The 17,795-nt window shown below is 71.0% G+C and carries 22 protein-coding genes and 1 pseudogene; 10 read left to right on the top strand and 13 right to left on the bottom strand.

Going from position 1 to position 17,795, the window contains the following annotated elements; genetic code table 11:
• Positions 1–55: 55 nt before the first annotated feature.
• Positions 56–1,192, bottom strand: a complete 1,137-nt coding sequence (locus AUV07_RS12030; RefSeq protein ID WP_025105576.1) for a Gfo/Idh/MocA family protein — start codon at positions 1,190–1,192, stop codon at positions 56–58.
• Positions 1,192–1,998: a sugar phosphate isomerase/epimerase family protein gene (locus tag AUV07_RS12025; RefSeq protein WP_062636414.1), complete on the bottom strand. Its 807-nt coding sequence runs from the start codon at positions 1,996–1,998 to the stop codon at positions 1,192–1,194. Before AUV07_RS12025 ends, AUV07_RS12030 begins: the two co-directional genes overlap by 1 nt.
• A gap of 106 nt (positions 1,999–2,104) precedes the next feature.
• Here AUV07_RS12025 and AUV07_RS12020 point away from each other — a divergent pair, with 106 nt between their 5' ends.
• From AUV07_RS12020 to AUV07_RS17375, 3 genes and pseudogenes are all read left to right on the top strand, one after another.
• Positions 2,105–2,746 (top strand): TetR/AcrR family transcriptional regulator, encoded by a 642-nt coding sequence (locus AUV07_RS12020; RefSeq protein ID WP_062636405.1) that lies wholly within the window; start codon positions 2,105–2,107, stop codon positions 2,744–2,746.
• A 9-nt stretch (positions 2,747–2,755) separates the two neighbouring features.
• The gene (locus AUV07_RS12015) at positions 2,756–3,388 is read left to right on the top strand and encodes a DUF4166 domain-containing protein (RefSeq protein WP_062636400.1); all 633 of its coding nucleotides are present in this window, start codon (positions 2,756–2,758) and stop codon (positions 3,386–3,388) included.
• Positions 3,385–4,305 (top strand): annotated as a pseudogene (locus tag AUV07_RS17375) (epimerase); the annotation flags it as partial. The gene AUV07_RS12015 and the pseudogene AUV07_RS17375, both read left to right, overlap by 4 nt.
• A 78-nt stretch (positions 4,306–4,383) precedes the next feature.
• On the opposite strand, the gene AUV07_RS12005 reads toward AUV07_RS17375, so the two are convergent.
• The 4 genes from AUV07_RS12005 to AUV07_RS11990 are packed head-to-tail and all read right to left on the bottom strand — an operon-like array spanning position 4,384 to position 6,966.
• Positions 4,384–5,328 (bottom strand): DUF1214 domain-containing protein, encoded by a 945-nt coding sequence (locus AUV07_RS12005; protein WP_062636391.1) that lies wholly within the window; start codon positions 5,326–5,328, stop codon positions 4,384–4,386.
• Positions 5,329–5,361: 33 nt separating this feature from the next.
• On the bottom strand, positions 5,362–5,748 hold the full coding sequence (locus tag AUV07_RS12000) for a PLDc N-terminal domain-containing protein (protein WP_062636385.1): 387 nt from the start codon (positions 5,746–5,748) through the stop codon (positions 5,362–5,364).
• 39 nt (positions 5,749–5,787) lie between these two features.
• Positions 5,788–6,717, bottom strand: coding sequence for an aldo/keto reductase (locus AUV07_RS11995; protein WP_062636383.1), 930 nt, complete (start codon positions 6,715–6,717; stop codon positions 5,788–5,790).
• 54 nt (positions 6,718–6,771) lie between these two features.
• Entirely contained in the window at positions 6,772–6,966 is a 195-nt protein-coding gene (locus AUV07_RS11990; protein WP_062636381.1) for a helix-turn-helix domain-containing protein, read from the bottom strand.
• 118 nt (positions 6,967–7,084) lie between these two features.
• Here AUV07_RS11990 and AUV07_RS11985 point away from each other — a divergent pair, with 118 nt between their 5' ends.
• From AUV07_RS11985 to AUV07_RS11975, 3 genes are read left to right on the top strand one after another with little or no spacing between them, the layout of a single operon-like run.
• On the top strand, positions 7,085–7,456 hold the full coding sequence (locus AUV07_RS11985) for a helix-turn-helix domain-containing protein (RefSeq protein ID WP_231729480.1): 372 nt from the start codon (positions 7,085–7,087) through the stop codon (positions 7,454–7,456).
• Between the two features lie 24 nt (positions 7,457–7,480).
• Entirely contained in the window at positions 7,481–7,873 is a 393-nt protein-coding gene (locus AUV07_RS11980) for an ImmA/IrrE family metallo-endopeptidase (protein ID WP_062636379.1), read from the top strand.
• A gap of 38 nt (positions 7,874–7,911) precedes the next feature.
• Positions 7,912–8,514: a GNAT family N-acetyltransferase gene (locus tag AUV07_RS11975; protein WP_062636377.1), complete on the top strand. Its 603-nt coding sequence runs from the start codon at positions 7,912–7,914 to the stop codon at positions 8,512–8,514.
• Positions 8,515–8,536: 22 nt separating this feature from the next.
• Here AUV07_RS11975 and AUV07_RS11970 read toward each other — a convergent pair whose 3' ends face one another.
• Positions 8,537–8,743 (bottom strand): hypothetical protein, encoded by a 207-nt coding sequence (locus tag AUV07_RS11970; RefSeq protein ID WP_025105563.1) that lies wholly within the window; start codon positions 8,741–8,743, stop codon positions 8,537–8,539.
• An 88-nt stretch (positions 8,744–8,831) separates the two neighbouring features.
• Here AUV07_RS11970 and AUV07_RS11965 point away from each other — a divergent pair, with 88 nt between their 5' ends.
• Positions 8,832–9,443 carry a flavodoxin family protein gene (locus AUV07_RS11965; protein WP_062636376.1) on the top strand — a complete coding sequence of 204 codons (612 nt, stop codon included), beginning with the start codon at positions 8,832–8,834 and terminating at the stop codon, positions 9,441–9,443.
• 9 nt (positions 9,444–9,452) lie between these two features.
• On the opposite strand, the gene AUV07_RS11960 is transcribed toward AUV07_RS11965, so the two are convergent.
• The 4 genes from AUV07_RS11960 to galU form a co-directional block, all read right to left on the bottom strand.
• The gene (locus AUV07_RS11960) at positions 9,453–9,764 is read right to left on the bottom strand and encodes a DUF7882 family protein (protein WP_062636375.1); all 312 of its coding nucleotides are present in this window, start codon (positions 9,762–9,764) and stop codon (positions 9,453–9,455) included.
• 105 nt (positions 9,765–9,869) lie between these two features.
• Positions 9,870–10,733, bottom strand: a complete 864-nt coding sequence (locus AUV07_RS11955) for a hypothetical protein (RefSeq protein ID WP_062636373.1) — start codon at positions 10,731–10,733, stop codon at positions 9,870–9,872.
• 82 nt (positions 10,734–10,815) lie between these two features.
• Complete coding sequence (locus tag AUV07_RS11950) at positions 10,816–11,427, bottom strand: GNAT family N-acetyltransferase (protein WP_062636882.1); 612 nt, start codon at positions 11,425–11,427, stop codon at positions 10,816–10,818.
• A gap of 45 nt (positions 11,428–11,472) precedes the next feature.
• On the bottom strand, positions 11,473–12,360 hold the full coding sequence (galU, locus tag AUV07_RS11945) for a UTP--glucose-1-phosphate uridylyltransferase GalU (RefSeq protein ID WP_062636370.1): 888 nt from the start codon (positions 12,358–12,360) through the stop codon (positions 11,473–11,475).
• 40 nt (positions 12,361–12,400) lie between these two features.
• On the opposite strand from galU, the gene AUV07_RS11940 reads away from it, so the two are divergent.
• The 3 genes from AUV07_RS11940 to mscL are packed head-to-tail and all read left to right on the top strand — an operon-like array spanning position 12,401 to position 13,741.
• A complete protein-coding gene (locus AUV07_RS11940) occupies positions 12,401–12,997 on the top strand; it encodes a 5-formyltetrahydrofolate cyclo-ligase (RefSeq protein WP_062636368.1) in 597 nt (198 codons plus the stop codon).
• 15 nt (positions 12,998–13,012) lie between these two features.
• Positions 13,013–13,285 carry an FmdB family zinc ribbon protein gene (locus tag AUV07_RS11935; RefSeq protein ID WP_025105556.1) on the top strand — a complete coding sequence of 91 codons (273 nt, stop codon included), beginning with the start codon at positions 13,013–13,015 and terminating at the stop codon, positions 13,283–13,285.
• A 24-nt stretch (positions 13,286–13,309) separates the two neighbouring features.
• Positions 13,310–13,741 (top strand): large conductance mechanosensitive channel protein MscL, encoded by a 432-nt coding sequence (gene mscL, locus AUV07_RS11930; protein ID WP_062636366.1) that lies wholly within the window; start codon positions 13,310–13,312, stop codon positions 13,739–13,741.
• Between the two features lie 71 nt (positions 13,742–13,812).
• Here the strand turns inward: mscL and AUV07_RS11925 are convergent, their stop codons facing one another.
• Positions 13,813–14,010 (bottom strand): hypothetical protein, encoded by a 198-nt coding sequence (locus AUV07_RS11925; protein ID WP_062636361.1) that lies wholly within the window; start codon positions 14,008–14,010, stop codon positions 13,813–13,815.
• Positions 14,003–17,683 (bottom strand): AAA family ATPase, encoded by a 3,681-nt coding sequence (locus AUV07_RS11920; protein WP_231868257.1) that lies wholly within the window; start codon positions 17,681–17,683, stop codon positions 14,003–14,005. Before AUV07_RS11920 ends, AUV07_RS11925 begins: the two co-directional genes overlap by 8 nt.
• Positions 17,684–17,795 lie beyond the last annotated feature (112 nt).

The raw sequence follows: 17,795 nt of genomic DNA, 5'->3' as shown, positions 1-17,795 counted from the left end.
CGGGTGCGGCGATCATGGTCGCCCGCGAGGTGCTCTCCCCCGCGAACGTGGACCGCTACGTCGCCGCGAAGGGATCGAAGTCGGCGGGCAGCGCGCCCACCTGATCCAGCGTGCTCGCGACCTCCACGAACGTGCGCCGCGCTGCGGCCTCCTCGATCGAGAGAAGCGTGTCGAGCACGTGGTACCCGAAGTCGCCGGTGGCGACGTGCGGTCGGTCCTCCGCGATCGCGCGCACCATGTCGAGCAGCCCGAGCCCGCGCCCCGCGAGCACCCCCTCCGGCGCGACATCGACGACCTCCTGCACCACCGGCTCCGGTGGCACGAAGTGCCGGGACAGCGGCCGGGTGATCGTGATCGGCCCGCCGAACGTGTTCGGGTCGGGGATGACGAGGGTGCCCTCGGTTCCCGTGATCTCCACGATGCCCTGCCGCACCAGCGGCGAGTCCGTGCTGTAGAGGCTCTGCGCCTGACCTCCGCCTTCGAAGTCCATCAGGACGCTGAGCGTGGACGGGATCTCGACCGGGAACTCCTCCCCGGCGCGGTCGCCGACCTGCACGCGGCGGGTCGGCGACCCCTGCAGCCCGAGGGCGGCCACGGCGGCCACCGGCCCGAAGACGTGGACCAGGGTCGAGACGTAGTACGGCCCCATGTCGAGGAGCGGCCCCGCCCCCTTCGCGTAGAGGAACGCGGGGTTCGGGTGGAAGATCTCCGGTCCCTGCCACTGGAAGGTCGTCTGACCGAACAGCGGACGCCCGATGTCGCCGCGGGCGATCGCGCGCTTCGCGGTCTGCACGCCGGGGCCGAGGACGGTGTCGGGCGCGACGCCGACACGGAGTCCGGCCGCTGCGGCCGTCTCCAGCAGGCGTCGCGCCTCCTCGCGGTCCACGCCGAGCGGCTTCTCGGTCCACACGTGCTTCCCGGCGGCGACGATCGCCTCCGAGACGGCGACGTGCGCGGCCGGGATCGTGAGGTTCACGACGATGTCGATGTCGGGATCGTCGAGCACGACCTCCACACCCCCGGCCCGCGGCACCCCGTACGCTGCGGCCTGCGCGCGCGCCCGCTCCTCGACGAGGTCGCCGATCGCCCGCACCTCCACGTCCGGGAAGCGCGTGAGGTTCTGCAGGTATTGGTCGCTGATGTTTCCGGCGCCGATGAGGCCGACGCCGACGACGCCACCCCCGCGCACCATCAGCGCGCCGCCTCGGCGTCGAGGAAGACCCGGCTGCGCTCGATGGCGTCGAACAGGTCACCGTCGTAGTGGTCGAACTCCACGATGGCGAGTTCGAGCGCGGGCGCGGCGGCGATGGCCTCCCGGAGCGGCACGGCCCCGTCGCCCGCGGGCACCTGATCGGCCGGCGGGTACGCGTCCCGCAGCGCGGGGTCGAGGGTGCCGTCCTTCGCGTGCACCGCGATCACGCGCTCGCCGAGACGCTCCACGAGGGCCACCGGGTCGACGCCGCCCCGGGCGACCCAGTACAGGTCGACCTCAAGCACGACGCGCTCGTCGAGGTGCCCCGCGAGGATCTCCAGCCCGGTCACCCCGTCGAACACCGCCTCCAGCTCATGCGCGTGGTTGTGGTAGCCGACTCGGACACCGGCCTCCGCGCCGATCTCCGCCGCCTCGTTGAGCAGCCGGGCGGTCTCGACGATCTGGTCGACCGATTCCCAGCGCGCCGGCTCGGTGTAGGGATCGATCACCGTGTCCATGCCGAGCGTCTTCGCGGCCGCGAAGACCTCCGCGGGCGGAGGGACGGGAGCCGTGGTGCCGGAGCCGTCCGGGCGCACGAAGGTCGGGGTCGCGAGGAACGCATGCCCGGACGGGGCGGTCAGTCCCGCGGCCGACACGGCGGCGGCCATGTCGTCCGCCCGGCGCACGAAGTCGTAGGGCTCGACCGCGGTGAACCCGCGCGCCGCCACCGCGGCGAGCGTGCCCTCGAGGTCGGCCTCCAGCTGCTCGCGGATCGTGAACAGCTGCAGAGAGGTCTGGATCGTCATCGGTCGTGCTCCTCGGTCGTCGGTGACAGGCGGGCGTTGGGCGCCCTGCACGCACGCTAGCACCGAATACCTCCAGGTGGAAGTTTCTTGTCGATAGACTCGGGACATGCCCGCCGCCCCCTCCGACGACTCCGGACGCCCGCGTCCCCGTGGGACGTACGCCAAGGGCATCGCCCGCCGCCAGGAGATCCTGGACCGCGCGATCGAGGTGTTCGCGGCCCGCGGCGCCGACCGCACGAGTCTGCGGGCGATCGCGAAGGAGGTGGGGGTGACGCATGCCGCCCTCACCCACTACTTCGGGTCGCTGGAGGAACTGCTCGTCGCGGTCTACGTCGAGAGCAACGCCCCGGGACGCAAGACCGAGCCGGAACCCGCGAACCCCGTCGAGGGGATGATCCGGTCGGCCAGGGCCAACCGCGAGGTCCCCGGTCTGGTGCAGCTGTACTCCACGCTCGTCGCCAGCGCGCTGGAGGAGGGCCATCCCGCCGCCCGCGCCTTCGCGACCGAGCGCTTCGCCCGCCTGCGGGCCGACATCGCCGAGACGGTCCGCGAGCAGCAGACGGACGGGCGCATCCGGGCCGACGTCGATCCCCTCGCGGTCGCCGCACTCGTCGTCGCAGCCTCGGACGGCCTGCAGACGCAGTGGCTGCTGGACGACACGGCTCCGCAGCACGAGGCCCTCGCCCTCCTCGACCGTCTGCTCCGCCCGGCGGACGGCGCGGGCCGGGGCGGGGTCCCCGAGGGCTAGGCTCGAACCGTGACGCCCGTGCCGCAGTCCCCGTACGCGAGGGCCCTCGGCGAGCGCCTCGCCGAGCTTCACCCCCGACTCCGGACTTACTTCCAGGCGGTCCCGGACGGGATGGTCGGCGTCGGCGAAGGCACGTTCCAGCGCGTCGGCACGCCGCGCCGCGCGCTCTGGCCGCTCCTCCGCCGCCTCGAGCGGCGCGGGGTGATCGCCGCCCGCTGGGAGCGCGACGTGCCCTTCCGCATCGAAAACCGAACCATCGCCTCCCGCGCGATCGCCGAGCGCACCTTCCGGTTCACGAGCGGGCCGTGGGTCATGCGCGACGCCGTCGCCCCGACGCGGCACGGCCGCATCGTCGACGAGATCGGCGAGCCCGGCCTCATCATGGCCTGCTTCGATGCGGAACCCCGCGCGGGTGCCCTGCACCTGACCAGTCGCGCGGTGGGCATCCGCCTCGGGCGCTTCCGGCTCCGCATCCCGCGGATCGTGGCTCCCGTGGTCCGGCTCGTCGAGCGCTGGGACGACGAGACCGGTCGCCAGCGGGTGCGCCTGACGGTCGACGCCCCGCTCCTCGGCCGCCTCTACGAGTACCGGGGCGATTTCGACTACGCCCTCGAACCCGATCGGAAGGATGACAGCGCATGAGCACGGACCGGGCGGTCATCGGCGGGGCCACAGGGTTCATGGGGCGATTCCTCACGGCGCGGCTGCGGGATGCCGGGCGCGAGGTGGTCACGATCTCCCGCTCCGGGAGCGACCTGACCTGGAGGGATCAGGACGGCATCGACGCCGCTGTCAACGGGGCCTCGCTCGTGATCGGCCTCGCGGGCACGAGCGTGAACTGCCGCTACACGCCACGCAGCCGTGCCGAGATCTTCCGCTCCCGCCTGGACACGACCGCGGCCCTGAGCCGCGCCATCTCCCGCGCGGCCACCCCGCCGCCGCTGTGGATCAACTCCTCGACGGCCACGATCTATCGGCACGCCGAGGACCGGCCGATGACGGAGTCCTCCGGCGAGATCGGCACCGGCTTCTCGGTCGAGGTCGCCAAGGCGTGGGAGCGAGCCCTCTTCGCCGACGCGCTCCCCGGCACCCGCCGTGTGGCCCTCCGCACCGCCATCGTCCTCGGCGACGGCGGTGTGCTGGAACCGCTCCGCACCCTCGCACGGCTGGGTCTCGGCGGCCCCCAGTACGACGGGTTCTGGCCGGTCGGTCCCGCCCGCCGCGCCGCCGGCACCGCGCACCTTCCCGGCGCCCGTCGCGGTCGGCAGCGCTTCAGCTGGATCCACATCGAGGATGTGGCGCGCATCATCGAGTTCCTCGAAGAGACCCCCGCTCTGGACGGGCCGGTCAACGCCGCCTCGCCGCACCCCGTCGACAACGCCGCCTTCATGGCCACCGTGCGCCGCGTGCTGGGGGCGAAGGTCGGCCCGCCGATGCCGCGCTGGATGCTCGAGCTCGGAGCCATCGGCATCCGCACCGAGACCGAGCTCGTGCTCAAGAGCCGCTGGGTCCTCCCCGAGAAGCTCACCGCCGCCGGCTTCACCTTCCGCTACCCGGACCGTCCGTGCCTCGTTCGCCGTCACGGACGCGAATCCCCGGACGCACGCGGCCTGACCGGCCCTCACGCGACGTCAGGGTCAAGCCGATTCCCGGAGCGCTGGGAACGTCCAGCTGCCGTCGAGCACCTCGGGGCGGGGGCGGTAGAGGCGGACGAGGTAGTTCCAGCCCTCCGTGATCGGCAGCACGTTCGGCACGCCCTCCGGATGGTCGCCGAAGCGGACGGTGATCGTGCCGTCGTCGTTGCGGACGCCGGTGATGTCGTTGATCGTGTAGGCCTCGCGATCGTTCGGCTCGAAGAAGCCGTCGGCGTTGTACACCGAGATCGACCAGAAGCCGTCGACGGGGACCTCGTTGACCGTGAGCTCGTAGCGGCCCACCGGCAGACGCGGATCGACGCCGATGCAGCTCGCCTCGGATGAGGGAAGCCCTCCCCAGCCCGCCGCCGTGCCGATGAGGTGCCGCACCGGGTCGACCTCGTCCTCGCTGCCGAACATGCGGTCGAAACCCCGCAGGTTCCGAGCCAACGCGAGCAGCGCCTGGCGGGTCTCATCGAGGCTGACGGTGTCGTAGTCCGGCATCGCGAAGGGCGTGGCCGACCCGCTGTGCAGCGCGATGCGGTCCTGCAGCGCCCCCACCTCCGCCACATCCGCCGGGTCCACGGGGTCCACGAGGATGCGCACGGCCAGCACGACGTACGGCGTCCCGAACTGCGCCTCCGTCAGCGTGTGCTCGCCCGCCTCGTGGAAGATCGCATCCACATAGTGGTGCTCGTTGACGACCATCGCCGAGAGGTAGCGGTCGCCGTGCTCCGGGATGCTGAACGTCGCGCCCTCGCTGATGTCGAGGACCGCGAAGCTGTACAGCGTGTCCCGGTTCAGCCGGATCACGGTCTGCCGGTCGATCGCGGCCGGAGCCCGGTTGTGCAGGAACCGGTCCACACCCCCGGCCTCTCTCTGGAGGTCGCGCATCATGCGATGGGTCTCGGCGAGGGCGAAGTTGTCGACGTTCACGAGGATGCTCATGACGGCATCCTGGCAGGCCGCACTGCTCGGCGGCTAGGACGAGGGAAGAGCGTCGTCTCCCCGTTCCCGACGCCGCTTCTCGATCTCCTCGCGCAGCCGCCACTCCTCGATCTCCCGGTCGAGGTCCGCGATCTGCTGCTCGGTGGACCGGACGTCGACCGGCGGCGCGGGGCGTGCGACCGTCGTCGTCGGGGTCGCGGGGCGCTCGGCGCGCCGCATCCGCGGGAGCGGAACGCCACCCTCCCCGTACTCCCGCCCGAGCGCGAACCACAGCGCGCTGCCGATCAACGGCAGCAGGATCACGATGATGATCCAGACCATCTTCGGCAGGTGCTTCACCTGGGAGTCGTCGCGCGTGATGATGTCGATCAGCGCACCGATCATCAGCGCGATGACCAGGAGCGAGAACAGGAACGGCATGGGTTCAGGGTAGACGACGCACGGACCGGAGCCGAGGGTTCACGGCAGCAGGTGTCCGGCGGCACGGAAGAGCTCGTACCACTCCGGGCGGGTGAGCACGACGTCCACTCCGGCCGCCGCCTCCTGCACGCGGTGCGGCGTCGTAGTGCCGAGCACGACCTGCATCCCGGCCGGATGCCGGGTGATCCAGGCGGTGGCGATCGCGGTCGGTGTCACTCCATGGACTCCCGCCAGGCGGTCGATCACGGCGTTGAGTTCGGGGTAGTCCGGGTGCCCGAGGAAGACCCCGCCGCCGAAGCCGCTCTGGTACGGAGACCAGGCCTGCACGGTGATGCCGTGGATTCGGCAGTAGTCCACGATGCCGCCGCCGTCGCGCCCGATGCTCTGGTCATGGCCCGCCATGTTCGCCGCCATCGGCTGCGCGATGATCGGCGCGTGCGTGAGGGACAGCTGGAGCTGGTTCGCGACCAGGGGCTGCCGCACCGCGGTCTTCAGCAGCTCGATCTGCGACGGGGTGTGATTCGACACCCCGAACGCACGCACCTTGCCGGAGGACTCGAGGTGGTCGAAGGCGCGGGCCACCTCGTCCGGCTCGACGAGGGCGTCCGGCCGGTGCAGCAGGAGGACGTCGATGCGGTCGGTGCGGAGGGCCGCGAGCGAGCCCTCGACCTGCCCGACGATGTGGTCGTAGGAGAAGTCGAACATGCCCTGCGCCGGCACGATGCCGCACTTGGTCTGCAGCACGATCTCGTCCCGCTCCGTGGCGCTGAGCCGGACAGCATCCGCGAATCGCGCTTCGCAGTGGTGCATCTCCCCGCCGTAGATGTCCGCGTGGTCGAAGAAGTCGATCCCGGCATCGCGTGCGGTCGCATACAGGCCGCGGATCTGCTCGTCGTCGAGGCTGTCGATGCGCATCATCCCGGCGATCAGGGCCGGAGCGGTCGTCGATCCGAAGGGTACGGTCTTCATGCGCCCACGCTACTTCATCGCCTCGCCCCGTCCGAGGCGCGGGCGGGCATCGTCTCAGGGCGCGCAGGGCAGCAGCCGCGTGACGGGGACGTCGAGCGCCGCCGCGATCCCCGCCACATCCTCCATCGTGAAGTCCGCGCGCTCCTCGAGGAGGTCGGCCAGCGCGGCCGGCGTGATCCCGGCCTGCTCCGAGAGCTCGATGAACGACACTCCGGCGTGCACGCGGGCGGCCTCTACGGCCGATGCCATCAGATGACGCAATTCTGTCCCCATGCGCCTACGGTACCGCCACGCACGGACACCGACCCAGCCTCCATCTGCCAATATGACGGCATCCTGCTCTCGATGCGCTGCTAAGGTGAGCCGGATGAAGACACCAGCCGAGCAGTTCAACGAGGCGGTCGGCCGTCAGATGCGGGCGGAGATCGCGGCGGCACGCAGCAGTATCGCCGCCATGGCACGCGATGTGGGCATCGCCCGGAGCGCCCTCGACAACTACGTCACGGGCAAGCGCGCCATTCCCGTGCCGGTGGTCTACGCGGTGTGCGCCACACTCGGCGTCGAGCCGCACGTCCTCGTGGCCCGCGCCGAGGAGCGTCTGGCCGCCGACGGCATGTCGGCGATCGTCACTCCCCTCCGGCGCCGCACCGATGTCGCCACCCCACGAGACAATGCCCGCGAGGTCGCCTTCGAATCCGGATCCACCCGCGAGACGGACACCGACGACCTCTACGAGTAGACGACACCGACCGGACGGAGGCCCATGCAGCAGCTTCTCCGTCTGGCCGACGAGTTCGGTCTCCGCGTGATCGAACGCACCGGTCCCACCCCCGGGGGCTTCCAACCCGTCACGCGCACGATCCGGCTCGCCCCGGGGATGAGCAGGCGCACCGCCCGCAGCGTGCTCGCCCACGAACTCGGTCACGCTCACCTCGGTCATCAGCCCACGCGGCAGGCGGCCCTTCGGGCTCGACAGGAGCGGCAGGCCGATGAGTGGGCCGCGCGACGCCTGATCACGCCGGCGGCGTACGCAGCGGCGGAGCATCTCCGCGGCACACATCTGGCCAGCCTGGCCTTCGAGCTCGACGTCACGATCGAGATCGTCCTCGCGTTCCAGCGGGTGCTGCGCCGCGAGCACCTGGCCATCCCCGCCTGAGGGCCGGGCACAGCGGCCGACGCTGGTTGAATGACACCATGGCCTTCCACGTCGCCCCCGCCCCCGTCACTCTCACCGGCGAGCTCGTCGAGCTCCGCCCTCTCGACCGGTCGCACGTCGACGGCCTCGTCGAAGCGGTCTCCGAGGGCGACCTGTGGAAGACCGCCTGGTACACCTCGGTTCCGGCGCCCGACGGCGTCGCGGCCGAGGTCGACCGGCGCCTGAGCCTCGTCGCCACCGGCGAGATGGTGCCCTTCACAGCCTTCGACACCGCCGGACGCGTGCTGGGACTGACGTCGTACTACGACATCGTCGCCGACGTCCCCCGACTGCACATCGGATACACCTGGAATCGGCCGTCCGCTCATGGCACGGGCACCAATGCGGAGTCGAAGCTGCTCCTCCTCCGCCACGCCTTCGAGACGCTGGGGGTCTTCCGGGTCGGGCTGACGACCCAGTGGGTGAACTTCCAGTCTCGCGCCGCGATCGAACGACTGGGCGCTAAACAGGACGGTGTGATGCGGGCCATGAGCCGCTACCGCAACGGCGCACTCCGCGACAGCGTGGAGTACTCCATCATCGAGCCGGAGTGGCCGGCGGTGCGGGCGAACCTCGAAGCGAGGCTCGCCCGGCGACGGTGAGCGCGGGGCGTCGCCCCGGCGGTCACTCGGTCGGGCTGCCGGTCCAGTTCTTGGAACGACGCGTGGCCGAACCGCGCTGGCGCATCGCGAACCCGAGGGCCAGCGAGACGAGCAGGATGCCGCCGACGAAGGTGAGGGCGGCGAGCGTGTCCGGCATCTCGTGGGCGATCCCCAGCAGCCAGAAGCCTCCGAGGAACATGATCATGAAGAAGAGGAAGCTGAGGATCACGGGATCTCCTGTCGTCGGTGCTCTACCAGGATAGCCCGGACCCGGGAAGGCCCTGTGCCGCCGCCCTCATCTCTGGTGGAGTCGGAGCATGGACACCTCCCTCACCGCCCTCGCGATCTCCTGCACCCTCAAGCCCTCCCCCGCGTCGTCGAGCTCCGATCTGCTCGCGCGTCAGCTGCTCGATGCCCTCGCCGAGCACGGGGTGACGGGTGACCTCGTCCGAGCCGTCGACCTCGACATCCGTCCCGGCGTCGAGAAGGACATGGGCGACGGCGACCAGTGGCCGGCCCTGCGTCAGCGCGTCCTCGATGCCGACATCCTCGTGTTCGTCACGCCGACGTGGATGGGACAGCACTCGAGCGTCGCTCAGCGCGTGCTGGAGCGCCTCGACGCCGAGCTCAGCGAGACGGACGAGCAGGGCCGCCCGATCCTCTTCGACAAGGTCGCGATCGCCGGCGTCCTCGGGAACGAGGACGGCGCGCACCACATCTCCGCGATCCTCTTCCAGGCGCTGAACGACATCGGCTACACGATCCCCGCGCAGACCTCGGTGTACTGGAACGGCGAGGCCATGCAGACCGTGGACTACAAAGACCTCGATGAGACTCCGGAGGCCGTGGGCTCCGCGATCGCGACCGCGACCCGCAACGCCGCGCACCTCGCCCGGCAGCTCACCGCGCAGGCGTACCCCGCCGAGTAGCGGAAGGGCTCAGTCGGCGGGACCGTCGACGACCTCGTCCACGAGGCTGATGCCTCCCGACGAGCTCGCCTCGACCATGAGCGCCTGGATCCACTTGACGTTCAGCTCCGGCGTCTCCGGCTCCGCGAAGGTGAAGCGCAGCGGGATCGACGGATGCAGCCAGATCGTCGAACGTCCCGGCACGTCGCCGTCGGGGTGCTTCCAGGACAACGTGAAGCTCTCGTTCCGGCGGAGTTTGGTCGCGATCGCGACCTTCAGATGGGCCAGGGCGCGGTCCTCGATCTGGATCTCGCTGCCGGAGCCGTACTGCATGGTTCCCATCCCACGACTCTACGGCCCCGAGCGGGCGGGACGCGAGGAGCGACACCCTCGCGCGTCTGCGATGCCCTGGGTGTCAGGGGAGGAGACCCGCGCTCACCGCGACGGTCATCCGGCGGCCCGACGCTGAAGGAGTTGGCGCACGTGCGCCTCGATCTCCGCGTCGTCGACGAAGCCCATGCGGGCGTACGGGGATTCCGTCGCTGCCGCCGGCGCTGCCGGGAGGCTGACGGGCGCCGGCGGCGCCATCTCCTCGGCGCGGGCACGGAGCGCGGCCACCCGAGCGGCCTTGCGGCGCTCCTCCTGCGCATCGATCTCGGCGCGAGCCGCCTGGGCGCGCGATCCCGTGACCGACACCATCGGCTCCGGGAGCGGACGCGGGGTCCAGGTGGCGGGGCCCTGGTCGTGCAGGGTCGGAGCGACCCTCTCCGCGACGGTCTCGACCGCTGCGGGCTGCGGACGACGGGCAGCGCGCACCGCAACCGCGGCCATCCGCTGCAGGACGATGGTGGCGATGAGGGCTGCCACCCCGCCGCTCCAGAGGAGCACCGCTCCCCCGGTGGCCAGGAGCTGCCAGGTGCCGAGCCCGACGGCGACGAGTCCGAGCACGAGCGCGCCGGTCGCGGTCAGCCGCACGCGTCGACGGGCACGGGCGCGACGGATCACGGGATCGGCGCGCGTGGCGGCGAGTTCCTGGCGGAGGGCCTCGAGCTCCGCGGCTTCCCGCTCGGCCTGCAGCCGCTTCGCGAGCTTCTGCTGGGCGACGACGGTACGGGCGTTGAGCTCCATGTGCACCTCGCTGGGCGTCTCGCTCGTCTCGGCGAGGATCCGCAGCGCCTGGTTGAGCCGCACGGCGTTGCGCTCGGCCGCGTTGTACTGGAAGCGACCGCGCCAGGAGGGCAGCAGGTACAGCATCCACAGGAGCACGGCGACGAGCACGATCACTCCCCCGCTCAGCACCGGCCCGTCCATAGGACAACGGTAACGGCGACGGACCGGCCGCGCCGTGCAGTCGGGGCGCGTGTCGCGGCGAGTCCTTCCGCGACGGACGATATCAGAGGGTCAAGCGGTCCGCCGGGGGAATCGTCGCCGCGTGCGGCGGCACCTGTCCGTGGATCCACCGGGCGAGCACGCCCTGCGGAACCTCCTCCTGGGTGAGGGCGAAGGCGTAGTGGTCGCGCCAGTCCCCGTCGATGTGGATGTACCGGCGGCGCAGCCCCTCGTATCGGAAGCCGAGCTTCTGGACCACGCGGAGGCTTGCGGCGTTCTCGGGCCGGATGCAGATCTCCATCCGATGCAGCCCGTACTCGGTGAAGCAGGCGTCCGTGGCGAGCGCGACCGCGGTCGGGGTGATCCCCCGCCCCGCGAACCGCTCACTCACCCAGTACCCGATCGTCGCCGAGCACAGCGAGCCCCGAGCGACGCCCCAGACGTTCAGCTGGCCGGCGACCTCACCGTCGTACTCCATGACGAACGGGTAACCGCCGCCGTCCCGATACTGCTGGAGCAGCCGGCGGATGCTGACCCGCATGTCGAAGGAGACGGCTCCGTTCGGGATCGTCGCCTCCCACGGCTGCAGCCACGCACGGTTGGCGAGCAACTCCTGCTGCAGAGGGCGCGCGTCCTTCGTCCGGATGAGGCGCAGCTCGACCGGTCCGTGCCGCATCCCCGTCGACAGCTCCACGCCGCACCTCCGACGACCGCGAGGCGCCTAGAGGCGCTCCGCGAAGTCCTTGAGCCAGGGGCGCAGCTCCGAGCCCAGATCGTCGCGATCGGTCGCCAGCTGCACGATCGCCTTGATGTAGTCCACGCGGTCGCCGGTGTCGTATCGGCGACCCCCGAAGACGACGCCGACCACGCCCGGTCCGCCGTCGGCCGTCGCGAGCTCCTGCAGCGCGTCGGTGAGCTGGATCTCCCCGCCCTTGCCGGGTTCGGTGCGCTCGAGGATCTCGAAGACCGACGCGGGAAGCACGTAACGTCCGATGATCGCGAGGTTGGACGGGGCATCCTCCTTCGCGGGCTTCTCGACGAGCCCGGTGACGCGCACGGCGTCCGACCCCTCGATCGGCTCGATGGCGGCGGCGCCGTACAGGTGGATGCTGTCCGGGTCGACCTCCATGAGGGCGACGACGGCGGCGCCCGTGCGCTCGTGCTCGGCGATCATCTCCGTGAGCAGCGGGTCGCGCTCGTCGATGAGGTCGTCTCCGAGCAGCACCGCGAACGAGCTGTCGCCGACGTGTGTCCGAGCGCGGAGCACGGCATGACCGAGGCCCTTGGGCTCGCCCTGGCGGACGAAGTGGATGTCGGCGAGGTCGCTCGACTTCATCACGCGCTCCAGGCGACCGGTGTCACCCTTCTCCATGAGCTTCACCTCGAGCTCCGGGACGGAGTCGAAGTGGTTCGAGATGGCGTTCTTGTTGCGCCCGATGATCACGAGGATGTCCTCGATCCCGGCGTTCGCCGCCTCCTCGACGACGTACTGGATCGCCGGCTTGTCGACGACGGGGAGCATCTCCTTCGGCATCGCCTTCGTCGCGGGCAGGAATCGTGTCCCCAGCCCGGCAGCGGGAATGACAGCCTTGATCTTCTCGTGAGCCATTCCCCCAGCCTACCGGTGGGGGCCGCCCTAGACTCGAACCATGGCTAACGACGTCGAGCACGCCAAGCGAGCCCTCCGCGCAGAGTTGCGCGAGCGGCGACAGCTCCTGTCCGATCCCCAGCGGGAAGCCGCTGCGGCGGCGATCGGCGAACGGCTCGACGCCCTCATCGACGAGCTCGGCGCCCGCTCCGTCTCCTGCTTCCTCTCCACCACCACGGAGCCGGGCACCCGGGAGTTCGTGACGCGCGCGGTCCGCCGCGGGATCCGGGTCCTCCTCCCGGTCACCCGCTCCGACGGACTGCTGGACTGGGCTGTCGCCGACGACACCGACGAGATCACGGAGGGCCTGTACGGGCTGCCGGAGCCCACCGGCGAGGTGCTCGGGCCGATCGCGGTGAACGACGTCGATCTCATGATCGTCCCCGCCGCCGCCGTCGACCGCTCGGGGATGCGCATGGGCTGGGGCCGCGGCTACTTCGACAAGACCATCGGCTCCATGGAGAAATGCCCTCCGGTGTACGCGGTGATCTATGATTCCGAGGTACTCGACGAACTGCCGCGCGAGGTGCACGATCAGCCGGTCGACGGCATCGTGACCCCGTCGCAGACGCTGCATCTGTCGCCTCGGCGACGCTGACCCGCAAGGACCGCCATGCCCACCTACGCCTATGCCTGCACCGCGTGCGGGCACCAGTTCGACGCCGTCCAGAGCTTCTCCGACGACGCGCTCACGGTCTGCCCCGAGTGCGGCGGCGCGCTGCGCAAGCAGTACGGCTCGATCGGCGTGACCTTCAACGGCTCCGGCTTCTATCGCACGGACTCGCGCGCCAAATCCGGGGGTTCGAAGGATGCTTCGGCATCATCGAAGTCGGATTCGACGACGAGCGCCAAACCGGCTGCTGCGTCGACTCCCGCCTCGAACTGAGGCCCAGTCGACTTGGGGGTTTCCATGCTCAAAGGTTTCAAGGACTTCCTGCTCCGCGGAAACGTCATCGATCTGGCCGTCGCGGTCGTCATCGGCACGGCCTTCACGGCGGTCGTGACGGCCGTGGTGAACAGCGTCATCAACCCGCTCATCGCGCTCTTCCTCAAGGCCGATGCAGCCGGCAAGTTCGGCATCCAGATCACGAACATCTACGGCGAGAAGGTCACCTTCCCGATCGGCGACCTCATCTCGGCGATCATCAGCTTCCTCGCCGTCGCGGTCGTGGTCTACTTCGTCTTCGTGCTGCCGATGAACACGTTCAAGGCCCACGTCGAGGCGCGCAAGGGCACGCCGGCCGAGGAGCCGGAGGAGGAGCCGGCCGCCGCGACCGAGGCGGAGCTGCTCGTCGAGATCCGCGATCTGCTCAAGACCCAGCAGGGCCCGCGCGGCGTCTGACCGCACCGCCCTCACGACCCACGGCTCTCCTCGGAGGGCCGTGGGTCTTTCTCGTTCCGGGTGCGGCCGCCTCAGTAGTGCGGAGGCACGTCGCGGAGGAGCTGGTCGTCGTTGGGACCCTTGCGGTCGCCGGGGGCGGACCGGCGCGGCGCCTCACCCTCCGGCACCTCGGGCGCCGGATCGCTGCCCTCGACCGGCGTCAGGCGCGCCCGCCGGGAGCCCGGCACCCGGACGACCCGCTGACGCGGCTCGTCCCGGTGGTCAGTCATTCCGGTGGTCGCCGAGGTCGAGGGGCTGCGTGTCGTTCTCCGCGCGCGGGGCCGTCTCCGAGATGCCGAGCACCGTCGCGATCCGGGACGCCACGGTGCGCGGGTCGCTGTAGAGGTCGAACGCGTGCACGCGGACGTAGTGCCAACCGAGGCGGCGGAGCACCTGCGGGCGCAGTCGGAGCGTCTCGCGCAGAGACTCTCCGCGGGACTCCGGATCGGACTCGATCACGACGGCCTTGCCCTTGTGCTGCGCCACGAGCGGGAGGAGACCGCGGTAGTCGACGTCGACGGAAGCGCCGAGACGCCGCAGCTCCCTCGCCAGCGCGAGCGTCAGCGGGTCGGCCAGATCCTCCAGGCGTGCGTCGCGGGCGCGGGCGGCGAGACCGCCGAGGATCGACATGAGCGTGGCCGCGCCGTGCTCGAGACGCCCGTCGTCGAAAGCCGAGGGACGGATGGACGAGACGATCACCATGGAACGCCGGGCCCGGGTCATCCCGACGGTCAGCAGCCGCTCGCCGTCCGGCGTCGACAGGTCGCCGAAGTCGCTGAGGACGCGGCCGTGCTTGGTGAGTCCGAAGCCGAGCGAGAAGATGACGCGGTCGCGGCTCTCCGCGACGGACTCCTCGAGCGTGAGCACGGCGAACGGCTCCGCGGTGTCGCGGGCGACGAAGTCGGCGACGTCGGAGCGGCCGGCGAAGGCGGCCGTCACGGCGGCGCGCACGCGCTCCGCGTGACGGGTGCTGGCGGTGACCACCATGAGCGACTCTGTGGGGCGATGCACGGCGTGCTCGACGACGAGCGTGACGACGCGGGCGACCTCGGCGTCCGGGCTCTCGACGGCGCCCGAGACGGGATCGGGCGTCCCGGTGCCCCCTTCGACGTAATCGACGGTGAGACTGCCGCGACCCAGGTACGATCCCGCCCACGGAAGGGAGACGATCTCGCCACCGTAGAACGCGTCGTTGATGAGCTCCGCGAGATCCTCACCGCCGGCCCGGTAGCTCCGGGTCAGGGTCATCACGGGGAACAGCTCGGACAGCCGCTCGAAGACGGAGACCTCATCGAACGGGACCTCCTCCTCCCAGTCCTCCGCCGGGTCGACCGCGATGCGGAAGGGAGAGGGCCGCTGCGTGACCGGGTCTCCGAAGGCGACGACCTGCCGGGCACGGCGGATCGCCGGGGCCGCCTCAGCGAGGTTGATGGCCGCGGCGTCGACGAGGAGCACGGTGTCGAACTCCACCGCGTCCGGGATCTCCGGGACGAGGTAGGGCGACGAGATCCAGACCGGAGCCAGGACGTCGACGAGGGTCGGCGCGGCACTGACGACCTCGGCGGCCGTCGTCGCGGACTGCGTCAGAGCCCGGCGCAGGTTCTGCGACTGCTCGGGCTCGTCGACGATGGCGATGCGCCACTGGTTCGCGAGCTGCCAGGCGAGCAGCGGTCCGGCCATCGCCGCGTGGGCCTCGTCGACCAGCCGGAAGTCGCGCTCGAGGCGGTCGACCACGGCAGTGTTCGCTCCGAGCAGCGCCCGGTTGTCCTGCAAGGCGCGCTCGAGGAGGGACTGCCACCAGGCGAACTCGAGCTCGTCCGCGACCCGCGCTTCGGAGACGTGGCGCACCGAGAGCTCGGTCAGCAGCGGCTCCAGGCCGAGGAGAGCGAGCTTGTCGCGCAACTGCGCGCGCTCGACGAGGTTCTCGAAGACATCGGACTTCGCCGCGAGGCCCGCGAGCATGCGCACGAGTCGGGCGACCGGCAGCGACGACAGGGGCTCGCGGCGGCCGAGAGCGGCGTCCAGCTCGGCCAGTTCCGCTTCGACCCGCTGCCAGGAGGCGAACACGTCGGCGAGACCGAGCGGGATCTCCGGCGCGACGCCCGCGTCGACGTAGCGCTGCCACTGCGTGCGCTGGGTCTGGATGCGCAGCAGCGCCTCGTGCATCTCCGTCACGTGCACGCCGGGACGGACGTACTCCTTGGCGAGCCGGCGGAGACGGCGACGGTTGGCCCCGGACATGCCGGGCGCATCGCGGCGGGAGCCGTGCGCCTGGATGAGCTCCCCGAGCGGACGCTCGAACACCGTGGGGCTGAACCGGTCCAGGGTGTCGCGGATCCCCTGCAGCAGCTCGAGGTAGTCGCCGAGCTCGTCGATCGTCGAGAACGGCCGCATATGCGTCTGCGCGATGAGCTCATAGCCGCGCTCGAGCAGAGCGGGCACGCTGACGGCATGCAGGCGCCCGGCGAGTTCGTGGGCGGCGCGGGCGGCCTCGGTGCTGCCGAAGGTGACGCCGTACCAGGGCGAATCGTTCGGTCCGACGCGGAACTCGCCGAGCCGTGCGGCCTGCGCCAGTGCGGCGGCCGCCTCGCTGCGATCCTTCGCGAGCCTGCGCAGGGCGTCCACGCTCAGTCGGGCCGTGGTCGACGGCGGGACCGGCAGGGACGCGAGGCGCGTGAGGTGCCTCGTCGCGTCCAGGACGGAGGCGTCGAGGCCGGGGACCGGAACGGTCAGAGCGTCGCGATAGTCGCGGAGCACCGTGCGCAGCCGCACCAGCGCGTCGTCGACCTCGCTCACCTTGGGCGCGGTCGCCTTCTCGTTCCTGCCGATCGCACGGACGAGGTCGCGGCGCAGGCTCGCCGGGGACACTGCGAGGCTGTCGAGGCCGATGCCGGCGAGCCGGTGGCGTACGCCGTCGAGCGTCGACCGGCGGGCCGAGACGACGAGCACCTTCTTGCCGGCGCGGACGAGCTCGCCGAGCGCGTTGATGACGGTCTGCGTGCCTCCGGTGCCGGGCAGCGTCGCCACGGTGAGGGAGTGACCGGCGGTGATGCGGCCCAGCACCGCCTCCTGCTCGGCATCCGCGTCGAGGAGGAGCGTGTCCGAGGCGGGAGCGCGGTCGTCGGGGCCGACGTGGTGCGGAACGGCGCGCGGTGCCGTGACCTGCTCGCGATCGCCGACGTGGCCGCCGAGGGCGTTGAGGACCGGGTGGTCGAGGGTGCCGCCGTCCTGGGCCATGGCTCCCGCGACGTCGGCGAACGTGGAGACGACGAGTCGGGGCTCGACGGAGAACGTCTCGATCGATCGAGTCAGACCGCGCAGGCTGTCGATCACCGGCTGCGGCTTGAAGATGCCGCCGTCGTAGGCGAGCGCCGCGAGAGCCGTGGCATCGAGGGACAGTCCGAAGTGCTCGCGGGCGACCCGGACGAGCTCCGGATTCACCTCGAACGCCCCCTGCAGCTTGAGCTCGAAGTCGGTGTGATGGCGGCGGATCGCGAGGGGTCGCAGCAGGACAGGGGCGGCGAAGGTCGCCCCGCCGATGCGCCACCGCGCGACGCCGACGGCGAGGTGCACGGCTTCGATGCCGCGGACCGTGCGCAGCTCGGTGTTCTTGGCCGTGATGCGCTCGGCGGCCAGCCGCGCGGTACGCAGGCCCACCTCGTCGCGGAAGAGGTTGGAAAGGAGCGTCGACTTGCCGGTGATGAACTGCGGGAGACTGCCCGGGTGCGCCTTGGAGATGTCGATGCCGGATTCCGGCCCGTCGCGGAAGCTGCTCAGCGGCGAAGGACCGCCCAGATCGGCAGCCTCGGCCCGCAGGCGCGTGCGCTCGGCCTCGGCGGCATGGGCGATGCCGACTCCGGTGGATGAGTCGTGCAGGTCACCGAGGGACACAGCGTTGTCCACCGCTGTGTTGTTCGCAGACCTGCTTTCCCGTCGCCACACACTCACACCCTAGGCGCGACGCCGCCGGAGATCGGTATCCCCGGCGGGTTTCCGGTGAAAAACAGCCGGTACG

It is taken from the genome of Microbacterium sp. CH1 (genome assembly GCF_001595495.1).
Lineage (GTDB): Bacteria > Actinomycetota > Actinomycetes > Actinomycetales > Microbacteriaceae > Microbacterium.
This window is presented reverse-complemented; position numbering and strand designations above follow the sequence as displayed.